This window comes from Nocardioides sp. HDW12B, assembly GCF_011299595.1.
Lineage (GTDB): Bacteria > Actinomycetota > Actinomycetes > Propionibacteriales > Nocardioidaceae > Marmoricola_A.
Window position 1 is genome coordinate 144,894 of the sequence record NZ_CP049867.1, and the last position, 18,601, is coordinate 163,494.

Annotated in this window: 17 protein-coding genes; 9 read left to right on the forward strand and 8 right to left on the reverse strand. The window is 73.7% G+C overall.

Going from position 1 to position 18,601, the window contains the following annotated elements; all coding sequences use genetic code 11:
* Positions 1–17: 17 nt before the first annotated feature.
* Entirely contained in the window at positions 18–539 is a 522-nt protein-coding gene (locus G7072_RS00680; RefSeq protein WP_166083735.1) for a GNAT family N-acetyltransferase, read from the forward strand.
* A gap of 36 nt (positions 540–575) precedes the next feature.
* Here G7072_RS00680 and G7072_RS00685 read toward each other — a convergent pair whose 3' ends face one another.
* On the reverse strand, positions 576–1,802 hold the full coding sequence (locus G7072_RS00685) for a sulfite oxidase (RefSeq protein WP_166083737.1): 1,227 nt from the start codon (positions 1,800–1,802) through the stop codon (positions 576–578).
* Between the two features lie 117 nt (positions 1,803–1,919).
* Here G7072_RS00685 and G7072_RS00690 point away from each other — a divergent pair, with 117 nt between their 5' ends.
* Positions 1,920–3,401 (forward strand): fused MFS/spermidine synthase, encoded by a 1,482-nt coding sequence (locus tag G7072_RS00690; RefSeq protein WP_240917076.1) that lies wholly within the window; start codon positions 1,920–1,922, stop codon positions 3,399–3,401.
* Positions 3,402–3,459: 58 nt separating this feature from the next.
* Here the strand turns inward: G7072_RS00690 and G7072_RS00695 are convergent, their stop codons facing one another.
* Positions 3,460–4,137, reverse strand: a complete 678-nt coding sequence (locus G7072_RS00695; RefSeq protein ID WP_166083739.1) for a DUF305 domain-containing protein — start codon at positions 4,135–4,137, stop codon at positions 3,460–3,462.
* A gap of 142 nt (positions 4,138–4,279) precedes the next feature.
* Between G7072_RS00695 and G7072_RS00700 the strand changes: the two genes are divergently transcribed.
* Positions 4,280–4,897 (forward strand): flavin reductase family protein, encoded by a 618-nt coding sequence (locus tag G7072_RS00700; RefSeq protein ID WP_166083740.1) that lies wholly within the window; start codon positions 4,280–4,282, stop codon positions 4,895–4,897.
* 92 nt (positions 4,898–4,989) lie between these two features.
* Here the strand turns inward: G7072_RS00700 and G7072_RS00705 are convergent, their stop codons facing one another.
* A complete protein-coding gene (locus G7072_RS00705) occupies positions 4,990–5,751 on the reverse strand; it encodes a sulfite exporter TauE/SafE family protein (protein ID WP_166083741.1) in 762 nt (253 codons plus the stop codon).
* Positions 5,748–6,575: a FadR/GntR family transcriptional regulator gene (locus tag G7072_RS00710; RefSeq protein ID WP_166083742.1), complete on the reverse strand. Its 828-nt coding sequence runs from the start codon at positions 6,573–6,575 to the stop codon at positions 5,748–5,750. The genes G7072_RS00705 and G7072_RS00710 overlap by 4 nt, the downstream gene beginning before the upstream one ends.
* 138 nt (positions 6,576–6,713) lie before the next feature.
* On the opposite strand from G7072_RS00710, the gene G7072_RS00715 reads away from it, so the two are divergent.
* Both G7072_RS00715 and G7072_RS00720 read left to right on the forward strand, forming a co-directional pair.
* Complete coding sequence (locus G7072_RS00715; protein WP_166083743.1) at positions 6,714–8,099, forward strand: SLC13 family permease; 1,386 nt, start codon at positions 6,714–6,716, stop codon at positions 8,097–8,099.
* A complete protein-coding gene (locus tag G7072_RS00720; RefSeq protein WP_166083744.1) occupies positions 8,096–9,343 on the forward strand; it encodes a CoA transferase in 1,248 nt (415 codons plus the stop codon). The genes G7072_RS00715 and G7072_RS00720 overlap by 4 nt, the downstream gene beginning before the upstream one ends.
* Positions 9,344–9,466: 123 nt before the next feature.
* On the opposite strand, the gene G7072_RS00725 is transcribed toward G7072_RS00720, so the two are convergent.
* From G7072_RS00725 to G7072_RS00735, 3 genes are all read right to left on the reverse strand, one after another.
* Complete coding sequence (locus G7072_RS00725; protein WP_166083745.1) at positions 9,467–10,174, reverse strand: hypothetical protein; 708 nt, start codon at positions 10,172–10,174, stop codon at positions 9,467–9,469.
* A gap of 129 nt (positions 10,175–10,303) precedes the next feature.
* The gene (locus tag G7072_RS00730; RefSeq protein WP_206063234.1) at positions 10,304–11,842 is read right to left on the reverse strand and encodes an MFS transporter; all 1,539 of its coding nucleotides are present in this window, start codon (positions 11,840–11,842) and stop codon (positions 10,304–10,306) included.
* Positions 11,843–12,044: 202 nt separating this feature from the next.
* On the reverse strand, positions 12,045–12,962 hold the full coding sequence (locus G7072_RS00735; RefSeq protein ID WP_166083746.1) for a 3,4-dioxygenase subunit beta: 918 nt from the start codon (positions 12,960–12,962) through the stop codon (positions 12,045–12,047).
* Positions 12,963–13,120: 158 nt separating this feature from the next.
* On the opposite strand from G7072_RS00735, the gene G7072_RS00740 reads away from it, so the two are divergent.
* The 4 genes from G7072_RS00740 (at position 13,121) to G7072_RS00755 (ending at position 17,410) form a co-directional block, all read left to right on the forward strand.
* Positions 13,121–13,870: a response regulator transcription factor gene (locus tag G7072_RS00740; protein WP_166083747.1), complete on the forward strand. Its 750-nt coding sequence runs from the start codon at positions 13,121–13,123 to the stop codon at positions 13,868–13,870.
* Between the two features lie 104 nt (positions 13,871–13,974).
* Positions 13,975–15,534, forward strand: a complete 1,560-nt coding sequence (locus G7072_RS00745; RefSeq protein ID WP_240917077.1) for a HAMP domain-containing sensor histidine kinase — start codon at positions 13,975–13,977, stop codon at positions 15,532–15,534.
* A 254-nt stretch (positions 15,535–15,788) separates the two neighbouring features.
* Complete coding sequence (locus G7072_RS00750) at positions 15,789–16,388, forward strand: hypothetical protein (RefSeq protein WP_166083749.1); 600 nt, start codon at positions 15,789–15,791, stop codon at positions 16,386–16,388.
* On the forward strand, positions 16,385–17,410 hold the full coding sequence (locus G7072_RS00755) for an aldose epimerase family protein (protein ID WP_277343423.1): 1,026 nt from the start codon (positions 16,385–16,387) through the stop codon (positions 17,408–17,410). Before G7072_RS00750 ends, G7072_RS00755 begins: the two co-directional genes overlap by 4 nt.
* Before the next feature lie 64 nt (positions 17,411–17,474).
* On the opposite strand, the gene G7072_RS00760 is transcribed toward G7072_RS00755, so the two are convergent.
* Positions 17,475–18,527, reverse strand: coding sequence for a Gfo/Idh/MocA family oxidoreductase (locus G7072_RS00760; RefSeq protein WP_166083751.1), 1,053 nt, complete (start codon positions 18,525–18,527; stop codon positions 17,475–17,477).
* Positions 18,528–18,601: the final 74 nt, after the last annotated feature.

Below are 18,601 nucleotides of genomic sequence, written 5' to 3' on the forward strand. Positions count from 1 at the left end.
GGCGCTAGCGTGGCCGAGTGCCCGATCTCGTGACCCCGTCGACCGATCTCCACGCGGCGTGGCTCGACTGCCACCACGAGTGGGGCCCGGGGCGCCACGAGGACGGCTTCGGCGTGCGGGAGACCGACGACGTCGTTTCGGAGGCGGGCTTCGCGGCGTACGTGACGCGGCTGGTCGACCAGGCCGACCCGGCGCAGGCCGAGGCGATGGGGCGGATGCCCTGCAGCTACCGATGGATCGTCGAGGACGGCCAGGTCCTCGGCGGCATCGCGCTGCGCCACGAGCTGTCCGCGAAGACCGAGCCGCTCGGCCACGTCGGGTACGGCGTACGCCCCTCCGCCCGAGGGCGCGGCGTGGCGACGTGGGCGCTCGGCGCGATCCTCGCCGAGGCCCGCACCCTCGGGCTGGACCGCGTGGTCGCGGTCTGCGACGTCGACAACGCGGCGTCGGCGCGGGTCATCGAGCACCACGGCGGGCGCCTCGAGGGCATCCGCGACACCGAGCACGGCACCGTCCGGCGCCACGTCATCGGCCTCTGACCGATCCGTGAGGGCCGGTCAGGAGCACGTCCCGGCTCAGCCGACGCTGACCGGGTGGTCCACGATCGCGCCGAACAGGTAGCCCTGCTCGTTGAACGGCACCGTCTCCGGCTGCACGTTGCCCTGGTCGTCGCGGGCGCGGACGCTGACGGTGTGCTGACCGCGCTTGGCGTTCCAGGGGAAGGACCACTGCCGCCAGGCCAGGGTGTCGTTGCGCTTCTCGAGCACGGCGGGGCGCCAGGGGGCGCCGTCGACGCTGACGTCGACGCGGCTGATGCGTCCGAGACCGGACCAGGAGCGACCCGTGAGGCGCTGCGCTCCGGGAGCGAGCGAAGCCGGGAAGGGGAGCTCGAGCGCGCTCTTGACGACCTGCGTCGTGACGAGCGGGGCGTCGGGGTAGTCCGGCCCGAAGAGCCGGTAGCTCGTGGTGTTCCACTGCGAGTAGAGCGGCGTCTCGGAGACCTCGATCGACCCGACCCACTTCACGTTCGCGACGCCGACCCAGCCGGGGGCGAGCAGCCGCACCGGGTAGCCGTGGTCCAGCGGCAGCGGTACGCCGTTCATCTGCGTGACCAGCAGCGTGTCGGCCAGCGCCTTCTCGACGGGGATCGGGCGCTGGACCCGCTGGGAGTCGAGGCCGACCGGCATGACGTCGAGCGCCGTGGGCTTCAGCCCAGCCCGCTCCAGAACCGCGGCCAGCGGCACGCCCGTCCAGGTGGCGACGCCGATCGCGCCCAGGCCCCAGGCGGTGCCGGCAGCCGGCGTGCCCTGCCGGGAGCCGAAGAAGCTGCGTGCGTTGCCCGCGCACTCGATCGCGCGGGTGACGGTGACCTGGGGGAGGGCCTGCAGGTCCACGAGCGACAGCGACAGCTCCCGGTCGACGCCGGTCCCGTGGATGCGCAGGCGCCAGGTGGTGGCGTCGATGCGCGGCGTCGTCGTGTGGTTGCGGATGAAGAACCGGTCGATCGGGGTGACGTAGCCCTGGCCCTTCATGGCCTCCCAGCGCATCTCGGCGTTGGTGCCGCGGATGATGAAGAGCTCGGGCGGCAGCGGCTTGGCGATGGGGGTGTCGGCGGCGAAGGCGCGCGCCGTGCCCAGCGCTCCCGGGCCGGTGGTGAGCCCGCCGCCGACCGCGGCGACGCCGAGACCGGCGAGCCCGGCCTTGAGCAGTCCGCGGCGTGACACCCCGGTGCGCGCGGTCGAGCGGAGGCGCTCGGCCCGCTCGGCGTCGTACTCGTGCTCCCGCAGCAGTCCCCGCTCCATCGTGGCTCCCTCTCGTCAAACAACCCAAAGTCGATTGGATTACTCATATCACGAGGGTGGGTGCGCCAGGACCCCCGCTGCGGGCCTCGGTTGGGCGCGTCGGGGATCATCGGGCGGGTGGAGTCCCCGAGCGCGCCGCTGACCGGCTGGGTGGCCGGCGCCCTGGTCTTCGGGTCCTCGGCCGCCGTGCTGGTGGTCGAGATCGTGGCGCTGCGCCTGCTGGCGCCCTACCTCGGACTGACCCTGGAGACCAGCACCCTGGTCATCGGCATCGCCCTCACGGCCATCGCGGTCGGGTCGTGGGCGGGCGGTCGCGCCGCCGACACCGTCGCGCCGCGGCGTACGCTCGCGCCCCTGCTCGCGGTCTCCGGCGCCGTCGTGGCCGCCACGCCGTTCGTGGTGCGCGCCGCCGGCGAGGCCGCCACCACCGGCCCGGTGCTGCTGGTGGCCGCGCTCGTGATCTTCGTGGCCGGCGCGGCGCTGTCGGCGGTCACGCCCATGGTGACCAAGCTCCAGCTGACCGACCTCGGCGAGACCGGCGCCGTGGTCGGACGGCTCTCGGGCGTCGGCACCGCCGGCGCCATCGCCGGCACGGTGCTCACCGGCTTCGTGCTCGTCTCGCGGGTGCCCGTCAGCGGCATCCTCGTCGGCCTCGGCGCCCTGCTCGTGGTCGCCGCGGTCGCGGTCGAGGTGCTGCTGCACCGCCGCCGCCCCGGCGTGGTCCCGGCCGTCGTCGTGCTCGTCGGCGGGCTGGCCGCGGTCGTCGCGCCCGGCGGCTGCGACGAGGAGACCGTCTACCACTGCGCGGAGATCGTCGCCGACGACGAGCGGTCCGGCGGGCGGCTGCTGCTGCTCGACGGCGTCGGGCACTCGTACGTCGACGTCGACGACCCGACGTACCTCGAGTTCGACTACGTGCAGTCGATCGCCTCGCTCGTCGACACCGCCTACCCGGCCGGGGAGCCGCTCGTCGGCTACCACCTGGGCGCCGGTGGGCTGACGCTGCCGCGCTACCTCGACGTCGTGCGCCCTGGTACGACGAGCCTGGTCTCGGAGATCGACCCCGGCGTGGTCGGCGTCGACACCGAGCGGCTGGGCCTGCGGACGGGGGAGTCCCTGGAGGTGCGCGTCGAGGACGGTCGCCTCGGGCTCGAGCGGCTGGACGATGCGGCGTACGACCTGGTGGTGGGTGACGCCTTCGGCGGCGTCACCGTGCCGTGGCACCTGACCACCCGCGAGGCCGTCACCGAGGTACGGCGGGTGCTGGCCGACGACGGGCTCTACGTCATGAACCTCATCGACCACGGGGACGTCGCCTTCGCGCGCGCCGAGGTGGCCACGCTGGCCGAGCAGTTCGACCACGTCGCCGTGGCCTCGCAGTCGGAGACGCTGCGCTTCGAGGACGGTGGCAACCTGGTCGTGGTGGCCGGTGACCGGGCCGTCGACGCGGCCGCGTGGACCGGGCGGATGGCCGAGCGGGACCTCGACTACGACGTGATCGAGGGGGCGGCGCTCGAGCGCTGGGTCGGTGGCGCCGAGGTGCTCACCGACGACCACGCCCCGGTCGACCAGCTGCTCACGCCGTACCCGACCGGCTGAATCCGCCACCACGGAGGGGCTGCCTCAGGCGGAGGGCTGCCTCACGCGGAGGGCAGCCTCACGCGGAGAACCAGTCCACCAGCCAGGTCCGCATCTGGACCATCTCCTCGCGCTGCTGTGCGCTGATGTCCTCGGCCAGCCGCGCCACCTGCGGGTGCTCGACGTCGCCGTGCATGCGCAGGCGCTGCGACATCATCACCGCGACCATGTGGTGCCCGATCATGTCGACCAGGAACGCCCGGTCGAGCTCGTCACCGCTCAGGCCAGACAGGTCGCGCATCATCGGCTCGTAGTCGGTGTCGGCCTCGGCGCCGGGGTGCCAGCGGTCGAGCCAGCCCTGCATCTGCTCGACCTGGGCGCTCTGCCCGGCCACCACGGCGGCGCCGAGGTCGCGCATCTCGGGGCGGTCGGACCGGGCCAGCTCCTCGGCGGCGCCGATCGCCTCCTCGTGGTGGGGGATCATCGCGACGAGGTACTCCGCCTCCGAGTCGACGTCCATCAGGCCGCTGCCCATGCCGACCCCGCCGGTGCCCGACCCGGCCCGGTCGCCCCTCCCCGAGCGGCCGGACCCGGACATCATGCCGAGGTCGTCGTCGGGGTCCTCCGTGCCCGACATCATCGGGCCCCGAGCGTCGTCGTCGTCGCCGTCACCGACGGCGGTCCCCACCCAGAAGGCGCTCCCCACGACGACGACCAGGGCGAGCAGCCCTGCCAGCACGACCACGATCCTGCGCATGACGATCCCGTTCCTCTCACCACCAGGCTGCGCGCCGTACGCCGTGAACGGCAGGGTCGGGAGACACCGGCCGGCAGTCCGATGGCACCGGGGGAGGTGACCCTCGGCCTCGCGGGGAGCAGGGGTGGGGACAATGACTCCCATGACGTCCCCCCGCCGGCTCCTGCGCTTCGACGACCCCGACGTGAAGGGCTACCCGCTGCTGAACTCGATCGTGGTGCCGCGCCCGATCGCGTGGGTCTCCAGCCTCTCGGCCGACGGCGTCGGCAACCTCGCGCCGCACTCGTTCTACACCGTGGCGTGCGCCGACCCCGGCGTCGTGCAGTTCACCTCGATCGGCGCCAAGGACACCCTGCGCAACGTGCAGGAGACCGGCGAGTTCGTCGTCAACGTGGCCCCGCGGTGGCTGCTGGAGCAGGTCAACAACTCCAGCGCGCGCTTCGACGCCGACACCTTCGAGGCCGAGGCGCTCGACATCGCGATGGAGCCCAGCGACCTGGTGGCGCCGCTGCGTGTCGCCGACGCCCCGGCGTCGCTGGAGTGCCGGCTGCACAGCACCGTCGACTTCGGCAGCTCGACCGTCGTCTTCGGGACCGTCGTCGCCGCGTCCGTGCGCGAGGACGTGCTCGACGGCGACCACCCGACGATGGAGGGCCTCCAGCCGCTCTCACGCCTCGGTCGCGACGAGTGGGGCCTGCCGCCCGAGGTCTTCCGGATCACCCGCCCCGGGCGTCCCGAGGACATCCCCGGCCGCGGCTGACGGCCGCACATTTCTTTCAAAAGAACGTTCAGAAGCCCCCTCGGCGAACGCGGACGGGCTTCTGAACGATCTTTTGAACGAAATGTGCTCCCTCACAGGAGCATCGTGACCGCGGCCGTCGTGCCGACAAGTACGACGAGCCCGCGCAGCACGGGCGCGGGGAGACGCCGGCCGATCCGGGCGCCGATGTAGCCGCCTACCACCGACCCGGCGGCCAGCAGCGCGATGGCGGCCCAGTCGAGCTCGGCCACGACGAGGAAGATCACGCCGGCCACGACGTTGGACGCCATCACGGCGAGCGTCTTGAGCGCGTTGACGACCCGCAGCTCGATGTCGAGGCCGAGCCCCAGGACGGCCATCATCATCACGCCCGACCCGGCGCCGAAGTATCCGCCGTACACACCGGTCAGGCCGGCGAAGAAGAGCGTGACCGGTGACATCTCGGTGCGGTCGGGAGCGTCGGGGCCCAGGCGGGCGCGCACGCGCGCCGAGATCCACGGCTGGGCGCCGACCAGCAGGCAGGTGAACAGGATCAGCCAGGGCACCACGGCCTCGAAGACGCCCGGCGGCAGCGCCAGCAGCAGGACGGCGCCGCCGACCGCGCCGACCGCGCAGGTCGCGAGGACGGCGACCGTCACGCCCGGGTGCTCGCGCAGCTCGGCGCGGTAGCCGAAGGACCCGCTCAGCCCGGCCGGCGTCATCCCGACCGTGTTCGAGGCGTTGGCGACCACCGGGGGCAGCCCGACCGCCAGCAGCACCGGGAAGCTCAGCAGCGACGCGACGCCGACGGTGGAGGTGAGCACACCGGCGCCGAGGCCGGCGAGGAGGACGGTGAGCTGTTCGAGGCCGCTCACGCGGGGCCGGGGGCGGCGCCGTCCGCCGGCTCGGGGCGCAGCAGCGCGACGTCGCTGACCATCGTCACGTGGTCGTGCATCGCGGTCGCCGCCGCGGACGGGTCGCCGGCCCGGATGGCCTCGGCCACGGCCCGGTGACCGGCCAGGGAGTCGCGCGGGCGCCCCGGCTGGGCCAACGACTCCAGCCGGGTCTCGCGGATCAGCTCGCTGATCTCCTCCATGAGGCGGGCCAGCAGCAGCGAGTGGGCGGCGGCGGTGACGGCGCCGTGGAAGAGCTCGTCGCCCTCCACACCGCGGCCGCCCGCCTCGACGTCGGCGGCCATGGTGGTCAGGGCGGCGTCGATGCGGGCGAGGTCCTCGTCGTTCCGCCGCTCCGCGGCCAGGGCGGCGAGCTTGGTCTCGAGCGCGTCGCGGGTGTCGATGATCTCGGGGAGCCGGTCGGCGTGGGCGCGGATGGCCTCGACGGTCCGATCGGCGGCGTCGACGTCGGGTGCCGCGCCGCTCGCGCCGTCGGTCGGCCCGCCTCCCAGCCCGGCCCCGACCCGCGTCACCACGGTGCCGTCGCCGTGGCGGACGCTGACGGCGCCGATCACCTCGAGGGCGACGAGGGCCTGGCTGAGGGTGGCGCGGCTGACGCCGAGACGGGCGGCGAGCTCGCGCTCGGGGGGCAGCCGGTCGCCGGGGGAGAGGCCGTTGTCGCTCACCCACGCCGTGATCTGGGCGGCCACCTGCTCGTAGAGCCGGGTGCGCACGAGGCGGCCCGGGAGCGACGTACCGAGGTCGCCGTTCGGCTCGGGCCGGGGCCTGCCGCTGGTCTGGCTCATAGCGGGAGTCTATTGACAAGAGGCCCGGTGGGCTAGAGGCTAGGCCACTGAGCCATCCACGTGAGCGGGGTCACACGCCCCGGACCGGACGGCCGATCCCCCTCGAGCGCAGCTCGAGACCGTCACGGAAGGACCGTCATGGGACCTGAATGGGTAGCCATCCTCGCGCTGGTCGCGCTCTTCGTGGTCGGCACGGTGATGCCGATCAACATGGGCGCGCTGGCGTACGTCGCCGCCTGGCTCGTCGGCATGTACGCGCTGGACCTCGACGAGAAGACCATCTTGGCCGGCATCAGCGCCGACCTCGTGCTCACGCTCATCGGCGTCACGTACCTCTTCGCGATCGCGCGACAGAACGGCACGGTGGACCTCATCGTGCGCAAGGCGGTGGGCGCGGTCGGGGGCCGCGTCGCGCTGATCCCGTGGGTGATGTTCGCGGTGACCGCGCTCATCACCTCGATCGGCGCCGCCTCGCCGGCCGCCTGCGCGATCATCGGCCCGATCGCCCTCGGCTTCGCCGGCCGCTACCGGATCAGCCCGCTGATGATGGGCATGATGGTCGTCCACGGCGCCCAGGCCGGCGGCTTCTCGCCGATCAGCATCTACGGCGTCATCACCAACTCCGTGATGGAGGGCGCCGGGCTCGAGCCGGCCAAGCTGACGATCTTCTTCTCCAGCCTGGTCGTCAACATCATCCTGGCCGCGGTCCTCTTCGTGGTCCTCGGCGGGCGTGACCTGATGAGCACGCGTCTCGACCCCGACGCCGACGAGGTCGGCGAGGTCGGCGAGGTCGAGCCCAGTGGACCCCACGCCGGGCCCCGTCACCGTGACCGCTCCACCGAGGCCTCCGGCACCGGCGCCACGCCCAGCACGGGCACCACGACCGGCACCACGACCGCCGTCCGTCCCGACCACGCCGGCACCAGCCGCGAGCACGCGCTCACTCTCTTCGCCTTCGTCGCGGTCGCCGCCGTCGCGCTCTACTTCGAGAAGAACATCGGCTTCACCGCCATCACTGCGGCTGTGGCGCTCTCGATGCTGTCGCCGAAGGCCTACCAGAACACCGTCAAGCAGATCGCCTGGCCGACCGTGCTGCTGGTCGCGGGCGTCAGCACCTACGCCACGATCCTCACCACCGCGGGATCGCCGGAGTTCGTCGGCAACTGGGCCGCCGGGCTGGGAGCGGCCGCCATCGGTGCGCTGATCCTCTGCTACGTCGGCGGCGTCGTCTCGGCGTTCGCCTCCTCCACGGCGCTGCTGCCGGTGATCATCCCGATCGCCATCCCGCTGATCGCCGAGGGCGGACTGTCCGCGGGGCTCTTCGTCGCTGCGCTGGCGGTCAGCTCGACGATCGTCGACGTCTCGCCGTTCTCCACCAACGGCGCGCTGATGCTGGCCAACCGGCCCGACACCATCGGCGAGCAGACCTACTACAAGCAGATCCTGACCTACGGCGTGATCGTCACCCTGGTCGGTCCGCTGCTCGTCTGGGCCGCTCTCGTCCTGCCGGGCTGGGGCTCGTGAGCGCGGCGAGCGCCGGGTCCGCAGGCGCCGGGTCCGCGAGCGCCGCAGGTGCCGGTACGCCGAGCGCCGGTCCGCTGGCTGACGTCGTGGTCGTCGACCTGTCGCGGGCGCTGGCCGGACCCCACGCGACGATGATGCTGGGCGACCTCGGCGCGCGCGTCATCAAGGTCGAGACCCCCAAGGGCGGCGACGACACCCGCGGGTGGGGCCCGCCGTTCGTCGGGGAGGACGGCGACGTGTCGACGTACTTCTTGTCGACCAACAGGAACAAGCAGTCCGTCGCGCTCGACCTCAAGGACGCCGGCGACCGCGACGTCCTGCTAGCGCTGGTGGACCGCGCCGACGTGCTGGTGGAGAACTTCCGCACCGGCGTGCTCGAGCGGCTCGGCCTCGGCATCGCCGAGCTCCAGCAGCGCAACCCGCGGCTGGTCGTGCTCTCGATCACCGGCTTCGGCCACGACGGCCCGGAGGGCGGTCGCGCGGGCTACGACCAGATCGCCCAGGGCGAGGCCGGCCTGATGTCGCTGACCGGCTCGGGACCGGACGACCCGCAGCGGGTCGGCGTACCGATCGCGGACATGCTGGCCGGGATGTACGGCGCCTACGGCGTCGTCGCCGCGCTCCACGAGCGGGACCGGACCGGGATCGGCACGGTCGTGCGGACCTCGCTGCTGGCCGCCGTGGTCGGCGTGCACACCTTCCAGGGCACCCGGTGGACGGTCGCCGGCGAGGTCGGCAAGGCGCAGGGCAACCACCACCCGTCGATCTCGCCCTACGGGCTGTTCCACTGCCGCGACGGCGTGGTGCAGATCGCGGTGGGCAGCGAGGGGCTGTGGCTGCGGCTGTGCTCCGCCTTCGACATCGACCCGGCGACCGAGGGCATGGCCACGAACCCGCAGCGCGTCGGCAACCGGGAGGCGGTGATCGCGCTCGTGGAGGAGAAGTTCGCCACCTGGGACGCCGAGGACCTGCTCGCCCGGCTGGCCGAGGCCGGTGTGCCGGCGGGCAAGGTGCGCAGCATCGACGACGTCTACCGCTGGGAGCAGACCGCGAGCCAGGGGCTGCTGGTCGACGTCGACCACGCCACGCTGGGCACGGTCACGATCCCGGGGCCGCCGCTGCGGTTCTTCGACGGCGCCGGCACCGAGGTCACCAAGTCCGACCACGCCGCCCCGCCGCTGCTCGACGAGCACGGCGACGTCGTACGCGCCTGGGCCTCCGAGCCCGGCTCCGACCCCGCCTGACGCGCGCCGAGCGCACATGTCGTTCAACTGAACGTTCAGAACCCCCGCCACGTGCTGTGACGGGGGTTCTGAACGTTCAGTTGAACGGAATGTGCAGGGTGACGCCGCTCGGGCGCCCCGGGGTCAGCGGGGGAGACCGGTGCGGTCGACCTTGCGGTGGAAGCGCATGCCGGCCAGGCCACCGACGATGGCGCCGAGGAGGCTCGCGGCGACGAGCACGGCGGCGGCGATGGCCCCGCCCTGGGTCAGCTCGCCCTCGCTGATCGGGATCCGCGGGAAGGTGTTGAGGTCGGCGAAGATGTCGTACTGGTCGCCGGCGACGAGGCCGAGGACCGCGACGAGCGCGGCGACCACGAGGGCCCACAGCCACACCGCGATGCCCTGCTTGATGCCGTTGAAGCGGGCCATGCGGCCGGCGACGTACCCGCCGCAGTAGTAGGCGAGGAAGACGACCAGCGCGAGCACGATGCCGCTGACCAGGCCGATGGTCTCGACGCTGGCCGAGCCGGCGGCGTCCGCGGCCTCGCTGGCGTCGGTGCCGCTCGCGAGCCCGACGCCCGCGCCGGCGGCGGCCAGCAGCGCGGTCAGCAGGACCGCGACGCCGGCGGCGGTGAGGAAGCCGAAGAACGCGGAGCCGATCTTGACGCCGCCGTGCTCCTCCTTCTGACGGGCGAGGACGCTGCGGCGGTCCAGCGCGGGCTCCTCGACGGCCGCGTGGTGGCCGGTCGGGGTGCCGTGCGTGGGGTGGGTCTGGGTGTCGCGCACCGGGGGCTGGTCGGTCCGGGTCTGCTCGGGGTGAGTGCCGCGGTCGGACGGTGTGGACGTGCTCATGTGTGTCTCCTGGGGTTCTTGGTACTTCCAGGATCACCGTCCGGCGGCGGTTTCAACCCTCCCGTACGCCCTTTCGTCGCGGGCGTGCCGAAGGGTGGCGGCGCGCTCCGCGCCGCCACCTCCGCGGTCTCAGGCGGCGACGACCGCCCCGTCGGCCGGCACGTCGTCCTTGCGCGCCGTGACCAGGGTGATCGCGGTGACGAGCGCCAGGGCGAGCAGGATGCCGCCCCAGAAGAACGCCACGTGGTAGCCGCTGATGAAGGCCTCCGGCGCCAGCCGCTGCGCGTCGGCCGCGCTGCGCACGTTGTCGGCGAAGTACGACGTGACCGCGCCGGCGAACAGCGTGTTGAGCAACGCCGTGCCCAGCGAGCCGCCGATCTGCTGCGAGGTGTTGAGGACGGCGCTGGCCACGCCGGCGTCGTGCTCGCCCACGTCGAGCAGCGCCAGGCTCGAGGCCGGCACGAACACGCACGCCATCCCGATGCTGAGCAGCAGCTCGGCGGGGAGCACGTGCGACCAGTAGGCCGTGTCGGACCCGATCTGGGTCAGCAGCATCATGCCGGCCGTGGCGAGCGTGAGCCCGGCGACCATGAGCGGCTTCGGCCCCAGCTTGGGCAGCAGGTTCGCCACCAGGCCGGCGGTGAGGATGATGCCGGCACTGAACGGCAGGAACGCGAAGCCGGCCTTGAGCGGGCTGTAGCCGAGGTTCAGCTGGAGGTAGTAGGTCAGGAACAGGAACATCGCGAAGAGCCCGGCGCCGACGAGGGTGAAGATCAGGTACGCCGCGCCGCGGTTGCGGTGCAGCACGATGCGCAGCGGCAGCATGGGGTTGGCCGCGCGACGCTCCCACCACACGAAGGCGACGAGGAGCAGGACGGCCGCACCGAGCCAGGTCAGCGTGGACGGGTCGCCCCAGCCCTGGACCGCGGTGTCGCTCGGGTCGTCGGGGTTGGCCGCCTTGGCGGCCTCGGTGAAGCCGAACACCAGCGCGAACAGGCCGCTGGTCGCCAGGAGCACGCCCGGCACGTCGTACCGGGTGTCGCCGTGGGCCTTGCTCTCCTTGACCAGCGGGACGGCGAGCGCGGCGACGAGCAGCGCGACGGGGACGTTCACGCCGAGGCACCAGCGCCAGGAGGTGAACTCGGTGAGCACACCGCCGACGATGAGGCCGATGGCGGCACCGCCGCCGGAGAGGGCGCCGAAGACGGCGAACGCCTTGGCCCGCTCCTTGGGCTCGGTGAAGGTGACCGTGATGAGCGCCAGCGCCGAGGGGGCGAGCAGCGCGGCGAAGGCGCCCTGGAGGGCGCGGGCCGCGAACAGCAGCTCCTGGTTGGCGGCGATGCCGCCCAGCGCCGAGGCGGCGGCGAAGCCGGCCAGCCCGACGAGGAAGGTGCGCTTGCGTCCCACGTAGTCGGCGATGCGGCCGCCGAGCAGCAGCAGGGCGCCGAAGGCGAGGGTGTACGCCGTGACGACCCACTGGCGGTCGGCGTTGCTGATGCCGAGGTCCGCCTGGGCGCTGGGCAGCGCGATGTTCACGATGGAGGCGTCGAGCACGATCATCAGCTGGGAGGCGGCCAGCACGGCCAGCGCCCACCAGCGGCGCGGGTCCGGCTCGGTCGGTGCGGCGCCGTCGGCCGGCGGGCGTGAAGTCTGGGCGGAGTCGGTCACGGGGATCCTGTTCGAGAAGGTGGCACGGGTGTCCGTGGAGGTCGCAGGTCGGTCGTGGGTCGGCCCGCGGGTGGCGCGTGTCCACGCTGCCTCACGATGACGACCTCCTCGTGAACACCCGGTCACGTTCGTGTGTTCCGCGAACCTGCCCCTTGTTTTCTCGCGAAGCGTCACGTGACGCCTCGGCCAGGGGGCTGGGGGTTCAGACGGGGACGGTGAGCCGGGCGGTCCAGCCGGCGGCGACGGAGCCGGACATGCGCGCCATCTGGAGGCGGTAGCCGTCGGAGAAGACCATGTCGGAGTCCAGCGACACCCGCGCCAGGTTCTCCGGGCTGCCGGCGTAGCGCGCGTCGGCGTACACCTCGCTGCTGACGTCCTCGGGCAGCGCGATCTGCGAGGTGCGCATCTTGGCGCTCGCGTTCGTCGCCTCGTCCAACGACGGGTAGACCTCGAAGTGGATGTGCGGCCAGCGGCCGTCGTAGCAGGCCGGGAAGACGCTGGTGAAGCGCACCTTGCCGTCGGCGTCGGCCTCCTGCACGCCGCGCAGGTAGTTCTCCTCGACGATCTCGTCGTCGTAGAGCGAGTAGCGCCCGGCCGCGTCGCAGTGCCACAGGTAGACCGCGGCCCCGGCGTACGGCGTGCTGGTGTCACCGTCGACGTCGAGGACCGTCAGGTCGATGGTCAGGGGTACGCCGTCCGCGACCCCGTCGGCGTCACCGAAGCTGCTCGTGATGTCGCTGCGCACGACCCCGCTCTCCGACAGCACGTTGACCCCGTTGGACCCGTCGCCGGGGTAGGGGCCGGCCGTCTCCTCGGGGATCTCGCCCGCCGCGACCTCGACCGACGACTCCGCCCCGCCCCCGGGCGGACCGTCCGGCGGTGCGCCGCCCGGGCCACGACCGGACGAGCCGGTGGCAGCGTCGCCGCACGCGGCCAGCGCCAGCGAGCCGCCGACGCCCAGCCCGACGAGGCCGAGGGCGCGACGACGTGACAGCAGCCGCGGCAGGTCGTGGTCGAGCCCCCGGTCGTGCTCGTGGTCGTCGTGGACGTCGGCGGCGGGGCCGGCCGCGGGGGTCGCGGGGGTCGCGGGGGTCGCGGGGGAGGAGGTGAAGGGGCGCACGGGCTGGCCTCTCGGGTCGGTCGTGGAGGGTGGGTCCTGCTCGACGCTAGGAGCCGGTCCTGGGAGCGACCTGTGCGTCGGCTGGGACCTGGCCGAGCACAGGATCCTCACAGGAGCAGCACAGGCCGGAGTCGGTTCCGTGCGGCAGGGTGAGTGCCATGAGTGACCCCTCCCTCCCCTCGGGCAGCGCGAGCACGGCGGGCCTGACCCGGCCCGACGGCTCCCCGCTGCGCATCCTCGTCGTCGACGACGAGGTCAACATCGCCGAGCTGCTGCGCATGGCGCTGCGCTACGAGGGCTGGGAGGTGGCCGTCGCCCACACCGGGCGCGACGCCGTCGAGGTCGGCCGCACCACCCGGCCCGACGCCGTGGTGCTCGACATCATGCTGCCCGACCTCGACGGGCTGTCCGTGCTGGCACAGCTGCGCGCCCACGTCGAGGACGTGCCCGTGCTGTTCCTCACCGCGCGCGACTCCGTGGAGGACCGGGTGGCCGGCCTGACCGCCGGCGGCGACGACTACGTCACCAAGCCCTTCAGCCTCGAGGAGGTCGTGGCCCGCCTGCGAGCGCTCATGCGACGGGCGGGCGCGCTCGACCAGCGGCAGCGGTCCGTGCTGACCGTCGGCGACCTCACCCTCGACGAGGACAGCCGCGAGGTCACCCGCGGCGGCGAGGAGATCGGCCTGACGGCGACCGAGTTCGAGCTGCTGCGCTTCCTCATGCGCAACCCGCGCCGGGTGCTGAGCAAGGCGCAGATCCTCGACCGGGTGTGGAACTACGACTTCGGCGGCCAGGCCAACATCGTCGAGCTCTACATCTCCTACCTGCGCAAGAAGGTCGACGCCGGCCGCGAGCCGATGATCCACACGATGCGCGGCGCCGGCTACGTCCTCAAGCCGGTCGGCTGAGGAGCGACGTGGACGTCGTACGCCGCCTGCGGCCGGGTCGGCGCGAGACCGCGCCACCCGCATCGCCTGGGTCGGAGGGTCCTCGGGCGGGCCTCGCGCGGTGGGTGCCGGCCAGCCTGACCGCCCGTCTGGTGCTGACCTCGGTGCTGCTGGTGGCCGTCGTGAGCCTGCTCATCGGGCTGGCGACGGCGCTCACCCTGCGGTCCTACCTGACCCAGCAGCTCGACGACGACCTGCGCTCCGCGGGCGACAGGGCTCGTGGGCAGTACGTCGCGGGATCCGACGACGGACCCGCCGTCCCGGACGGGCCACCCGGACCCGCTGCGCCGGACACGTCCGCCGGCACCGGCGGCGAGGTGTGCCAGTTCGGTCGCGACGACGACGACCGCCGCGGCGACGGTGACGGGGACGAGCCGGGTCGGGTGCCGGGCCAGGCGGCGGGGACGCTGAGTGCCTCCGTCCGGGAGGGCTACGTGGTGTTCGCGGAGGTCATCGAGGAGTCCGGCTGCTACGCCGAGGTGCCGGAGTCCGCCTACGGAACCCTGAGCGAGGTGGCGTCGGAACGGTTGTTCGACGACGGCGGCCCGCGCACCGACATCGAGGAGGTCGACCTGCCGGGGCTGGGGGAGTACCGCCTGCTCACCGAGCAGGTCGGGTCCACCACCCTGGTCAACGGTCTGCCCACCGAGAGCGTCGACCGCACGGTCGTGCGGGTCGTGGTCTCCGAGCTCGTGCTGATCCTGCTCGGCGTCGGGGTCGCCGGTGCGCTGGCGGTCGTGCTCGTGCGGCGGCAGATGCGGCCGCTGCGCCAGGTCGCGGCCACCGCCCACGACGTGGCCGCCGTACCGCTGTCGCAGGGCGAGGTCGGCGCCACCGCCCGTGTCCCCGAGGAGCTGACCGACGACCGGACCGAGGTCGGCCAGGTGGGCTCCGCGCTCAACACGTTGCTCGACCACGTCGAGGACGCGCTGCGGGCGCGGCACGCCAGCGAGCAGCAGGTGAGGCAGTTCGTCGCCGACGCCTCGCACGAGCTGCGGACACCGCTGGCCACCATCAAGGGGTACGCCGAGCTGACCAGGCGCACCACCCCCGAGGACGAACAGGCCGCCCTGCGTCAGGCCATGGGCAAGGTCGAGGTCGAGGCGGAGCGCATGTCGTCGCTGGTCGAGGACCTCCTGCTGCTGGCGCGTCTCGACGCCGGGCGGCCGCTGGAGCGGCGACCGGTCGACCTGACCCGGCTCGTGCTCGAGGACGTCGCCGACGCCCGGGTGCTGGCGCCCGAGCACCGGTGGGTCATCGACCTCGGCGAGGAGCCGGTGGTCGTGGAGGGCGACGAGCAGCGGCTGCACCAGAGCCTGGTCAACCTGCTCGGCAACGCCCGACGGCACACGCCGCCAGGCACCACGGTGACGGTGCGGCTGACGCCGGGGGTCGCCGGCCACGGCGCCGAGCTGGTCGTCCACGACGACGGCCCCGGCATCGACCCGGCCCTGGCGGGGCGCGTCTTCGAGCGCTTCGCCCGCGGCGACGCGGCCCGGACCCGGGCCTCCGGCAGCGTCGGGCTCGGCCTGTCGCTGGTGCAGGCCATCGTGGCCGCCCACCGCGGCGAGGTGTCCCTCGACAGCCGCCCGGGGTCCACCGCCTTCACCGTCCGCCTCCCCTGACCCGCCCCTGTCCCGCCCCCTGCCCAGTCCCTGCCGAGGTCCATGTAACGCGGGGTTATGGACGGGTACCCCGGGTCAGGACCCGTGCGAGGCGTCCACACGCCTGGGGCGGATGCGGGTACGACGACCGCCGGCCGGCCATCGCGTCGTACTCACAGGCCCGGCACAGGCGGGACAGGTGGCCCACCCAGGCCGGCGCCCGATGCTCGGTGCACGAGCCCGGAGCCGCCGGGTGACCGAGCACAGGAGCTCACATGTCCGACGACCAGCCGCGCAGCGGCTCCCGCTGGGAGCCTCCGGCCGAGACCCGTCCCCTCGCTGCCGACTCCCCGGCGTCCCCTCCGCCCGGGAGCTCGGCCCCTCCGTCCCCCGCGGGTGCCGCCCCCGAGGCGCCCGCGGGGGGTACCCCCGGGCCCGCAGCGGCGGCGCACCCGAGCGAGGACGAGGCCCGGCCGTTCCGGCGTCGCCGCCCGCGCGCACTCACCGGCGCCCGGGCGGTGCGCCCGAAGGTGGCGGCCGGTGTCGCCGCCGTCGCCCTCGCCAGCGCCGCCGGCGGGTTCGTCCTCGGCAGCGCGCTCGGCTCCGACGCCACCACCCCGGTGGGCTTCGGCGACGGCGGCCGGGATCATCACGGTGGCTTCGAGCGGGACGGCGACCGGGACGTCGGCGGGCCCCGCGGTGGCTTCACCGGTCCGGACGGGGAGGTCGCCCCGCCGCCGGGGACGGCCCCGGGCGAGGAGCCCGGCGCCCTGCCCGAGGGCGACGACGCGACCCCGCCGCCCGTGACCGGCGACGACGAAGGCGCCACCGACGGCGCCGGCGCCACGGAGAGCGGCGACTCCTCGGCCACCTGAGGGCCCCGCCGAGCGGCCGCCGCGCGCGATGCCGGGACGGTAGGTTCGGGCGGGTGATCACCGTCGGAACCGAGCCCGGACCCGTGCTGCGGGTCAGCCCGCTGGGAGCCCGCGTGGTGTCCCTGACCGTGCCGGTGGGAGGGCAGCGCCGCGAGGTCACCTGCGGCGTCGAGGACGAGGCGTTCCGCCGTACGCCGCACTTCCTCGGGGCGACCGTCGGCCGCTACGCCAACCGCATCGCGCGCGGGGACCTCCCCGTGGAGGGGGCCCCGCACCGGCTGGCGACGCAGGAGACCGGGCACACGCTGCACGGCGGCCCGGACGGCTTCGACCAGCGCACCTGGGAGGTCGTCGAGACCTCCGCCGACCACGTCGTGCTCGCGCTCGACAGCCCGGACGGCGACCAGGGATTCCCCGGACGGGTGCGCGCGACCGCGCGGTACGACGTGCGTCCCGACGGGGTGGTCGTGACCCTGGGCGCGACGACCGACGCCGCGACGTACGTCTGCCTGACCAACCACACCTACTTCTCCCTCGGCGCGCCCGGCGACGGTGACGTGCGTGACCACCGCCTGCAGGTGCTGGCGGACCGCTTCCTGCCGGTCGACGCCGAGCTGATCCCCACGGGGGAGGTGGCCGACGTGGACGGCACCCCGTTCGACCTGCGAGCCCTCACCCGGCTGGGCGACGTCGTGGCCGGCGAGCACCCTCAGCTCGTCGATGGTCTCGACCACAATTATGTGCTGGACGGTGACGCCACCCAGGTGCGCCTGGTCTCGCCGAGCGGTGACCTGACCCTGGAGCTGACCACCGACCAGCCGGGCGTGCAGGTCTACACCGGACAGGGTCTCGACCAGGTGCGTGACCATGGCGATCGGCCCGACTTCGCCGCCTACGCTGGCATCGCCCTGGAGCCGCAGGTCTTCCCGGACTCCCCGCACCACCCGGAGTGGCCCTCGGCGGTGCTGCGGCCGGGCGAGGAGTACCGCCACGTCACGTCCTGGCGGTTCGTCACCGCCTGAGCCGGACGGGCCGGAGCCAGGGCCACCATCAGTGCCAGGGCCAGGCCTGGCGTCAGGCCTGGCGTCAGGGCGTGCGCTCGCGCGGCGCGAGGCCGGCCGCCCGGTAGCACGCGTCGATGGCGCGCATCTGCGCGACGGCGTCCGCGGGCCCGGTCGGCACCTCGGCGCCGTGCTGCACCGCGTCGACGAAGGCCGCCAGCTGCGCGGCGTACGACGTGGGGTGGCGGGTGAACGACGCGCGCTGCACCCGCTCCTGGCCGCGGTGGCGCGACCGGACGACGAGGTGGCTGCCGCCCTGCGGACCGACGTAGCCCCGGACGGTCATCCGGCCGTGGGTGCCGATGATCTCGGCGCCGTCGCCGCGGCCGTGACGCGCCAGCATCGCCGAGCTCAGGTGGCCCTCGACGCCGCTGGGGAAGCGGAGGCGCGCCAGCAGGGTGCGGTCGACGCCGGGCGAGCGCGTCAGTGCCTCGGCCGACACGACCTCGGGCTCCTCGCCGGCGAGGGTGCGCATCAGGTGCAGCGGGTAGGTGCCGATGTCCATGAGCGAGCCGGGGCCGAGCCCGGGCTGCCACCGGATGTCGGAGGCGGGGCCGAGCCGGGCGCGGAAGAACGCGTCGACGCGGCGCAGCTGCCCGATCCGCCCGCTGCGGACGACCTCGAGCATCCGCTCCGTCAACGCGTGGTAGCGGTAGTGGAAGGCCTCCATCAGGACCAGCCCGGTGGACTCGGCGACGGCGGCCACCTCGGCGGCCTCGTCGGCGTTGGCGGTGAAGGGCTTCTCGCACAGGACGTGCTTGCCGGCCTCGAGCGCGGCGGTCGTCCAGCAGCCGTGCAGCCCCGCGGGCAGCGGGTTGTAGACGACGTCGACGTCGGGGTCGCTCACCACCGCCTCGTAGTCGGGCAGCACCCGGGCGATGCCGTGCTCGGCGGCGAAGCGGTCGGCGACCGCGGTGTCGCGGGCGGCGACGGCGGTCACCTCGACGTCGGTGCGCTCACGTGCCGGGGCGATCAGGGCGCCGGGCGCGATGCGGGCCGCCCCCAGGACGCCGATCCGCAGGGGCGGGTGTCCCGCCCCTGACGTGCCCCGGTCCGTCGTACGCGCGCCTGCAGCCATCCCGTGACGCTAGCCGGTTTCCCACGGTATGCAGACGTGTGGGCACTCCCCATGGTGCCGGCGCCGTGGGGAGT

Coding starts and splice junctions, on each gene's coding strand:
- G7072_RS00760 (WP_166083751.1), bottom strand. CDS start 18,527: ATGGCTGCAGGCGCGCGTACGACGGACCGGGGCACGTCAGGGGCGGGA.
- G7072_RS00715 (WP_166083743.1), top strand. CDS start 6,714: ATGGGACCTGAATGGGTAGCCATCCTCGCGCTGGTCGCGCTCTTCGTG.
- G7072_RS00740 (WP_166083747.1), top strand. CDS start 13,121: ATGAGTGACCCCTCCCTCCCCTCGGGCAGCGCGAGCACGGCGGGCCTG.
- G7072_RS00685 (WP_166083737.1), bottom strand. CDS start 1,802: ATGGAGCGGGGACTGCTGCGGGAGCACGAGTACGACGCCGAGCGGGCC.
- G7072_RS00695 (WP_166083739.1), bottom strand. CDS start 4,137: ATGCGCAGGATCGTGGTCGTGCTGGCAGGGCTGCTCGCCCTGGTCGTC.
- G7072_RS00710 (WP_166083742.1), bottom strand. CDS start 6,575: ATGAGCCAGACCAGCGGCAGGCCCCGGCCCGAGCCGAACGGCGACCTC.
- G7072_RS00725 (WP_166083745.1), bottom strand. CDS start 10,174: ATGAGCACGTCCACACCGTCCGACCGCGGCACTCACCCCGAGCAGACC.
- G7072_RS00750 (WP_166083749.1), top strand. CDS start 15,789: ATGTCCGACGACCAGCCGCGCAGCGGCTCCCGCTGGGAGCCTCCGGCC.
- G7072_RS00700 (WP_166083740.1), top strand. CDS start 4,280: ATGACGTCCCCCCGCCGGCTCCTGCGCTTCGACGACCCCGACGTGAAG.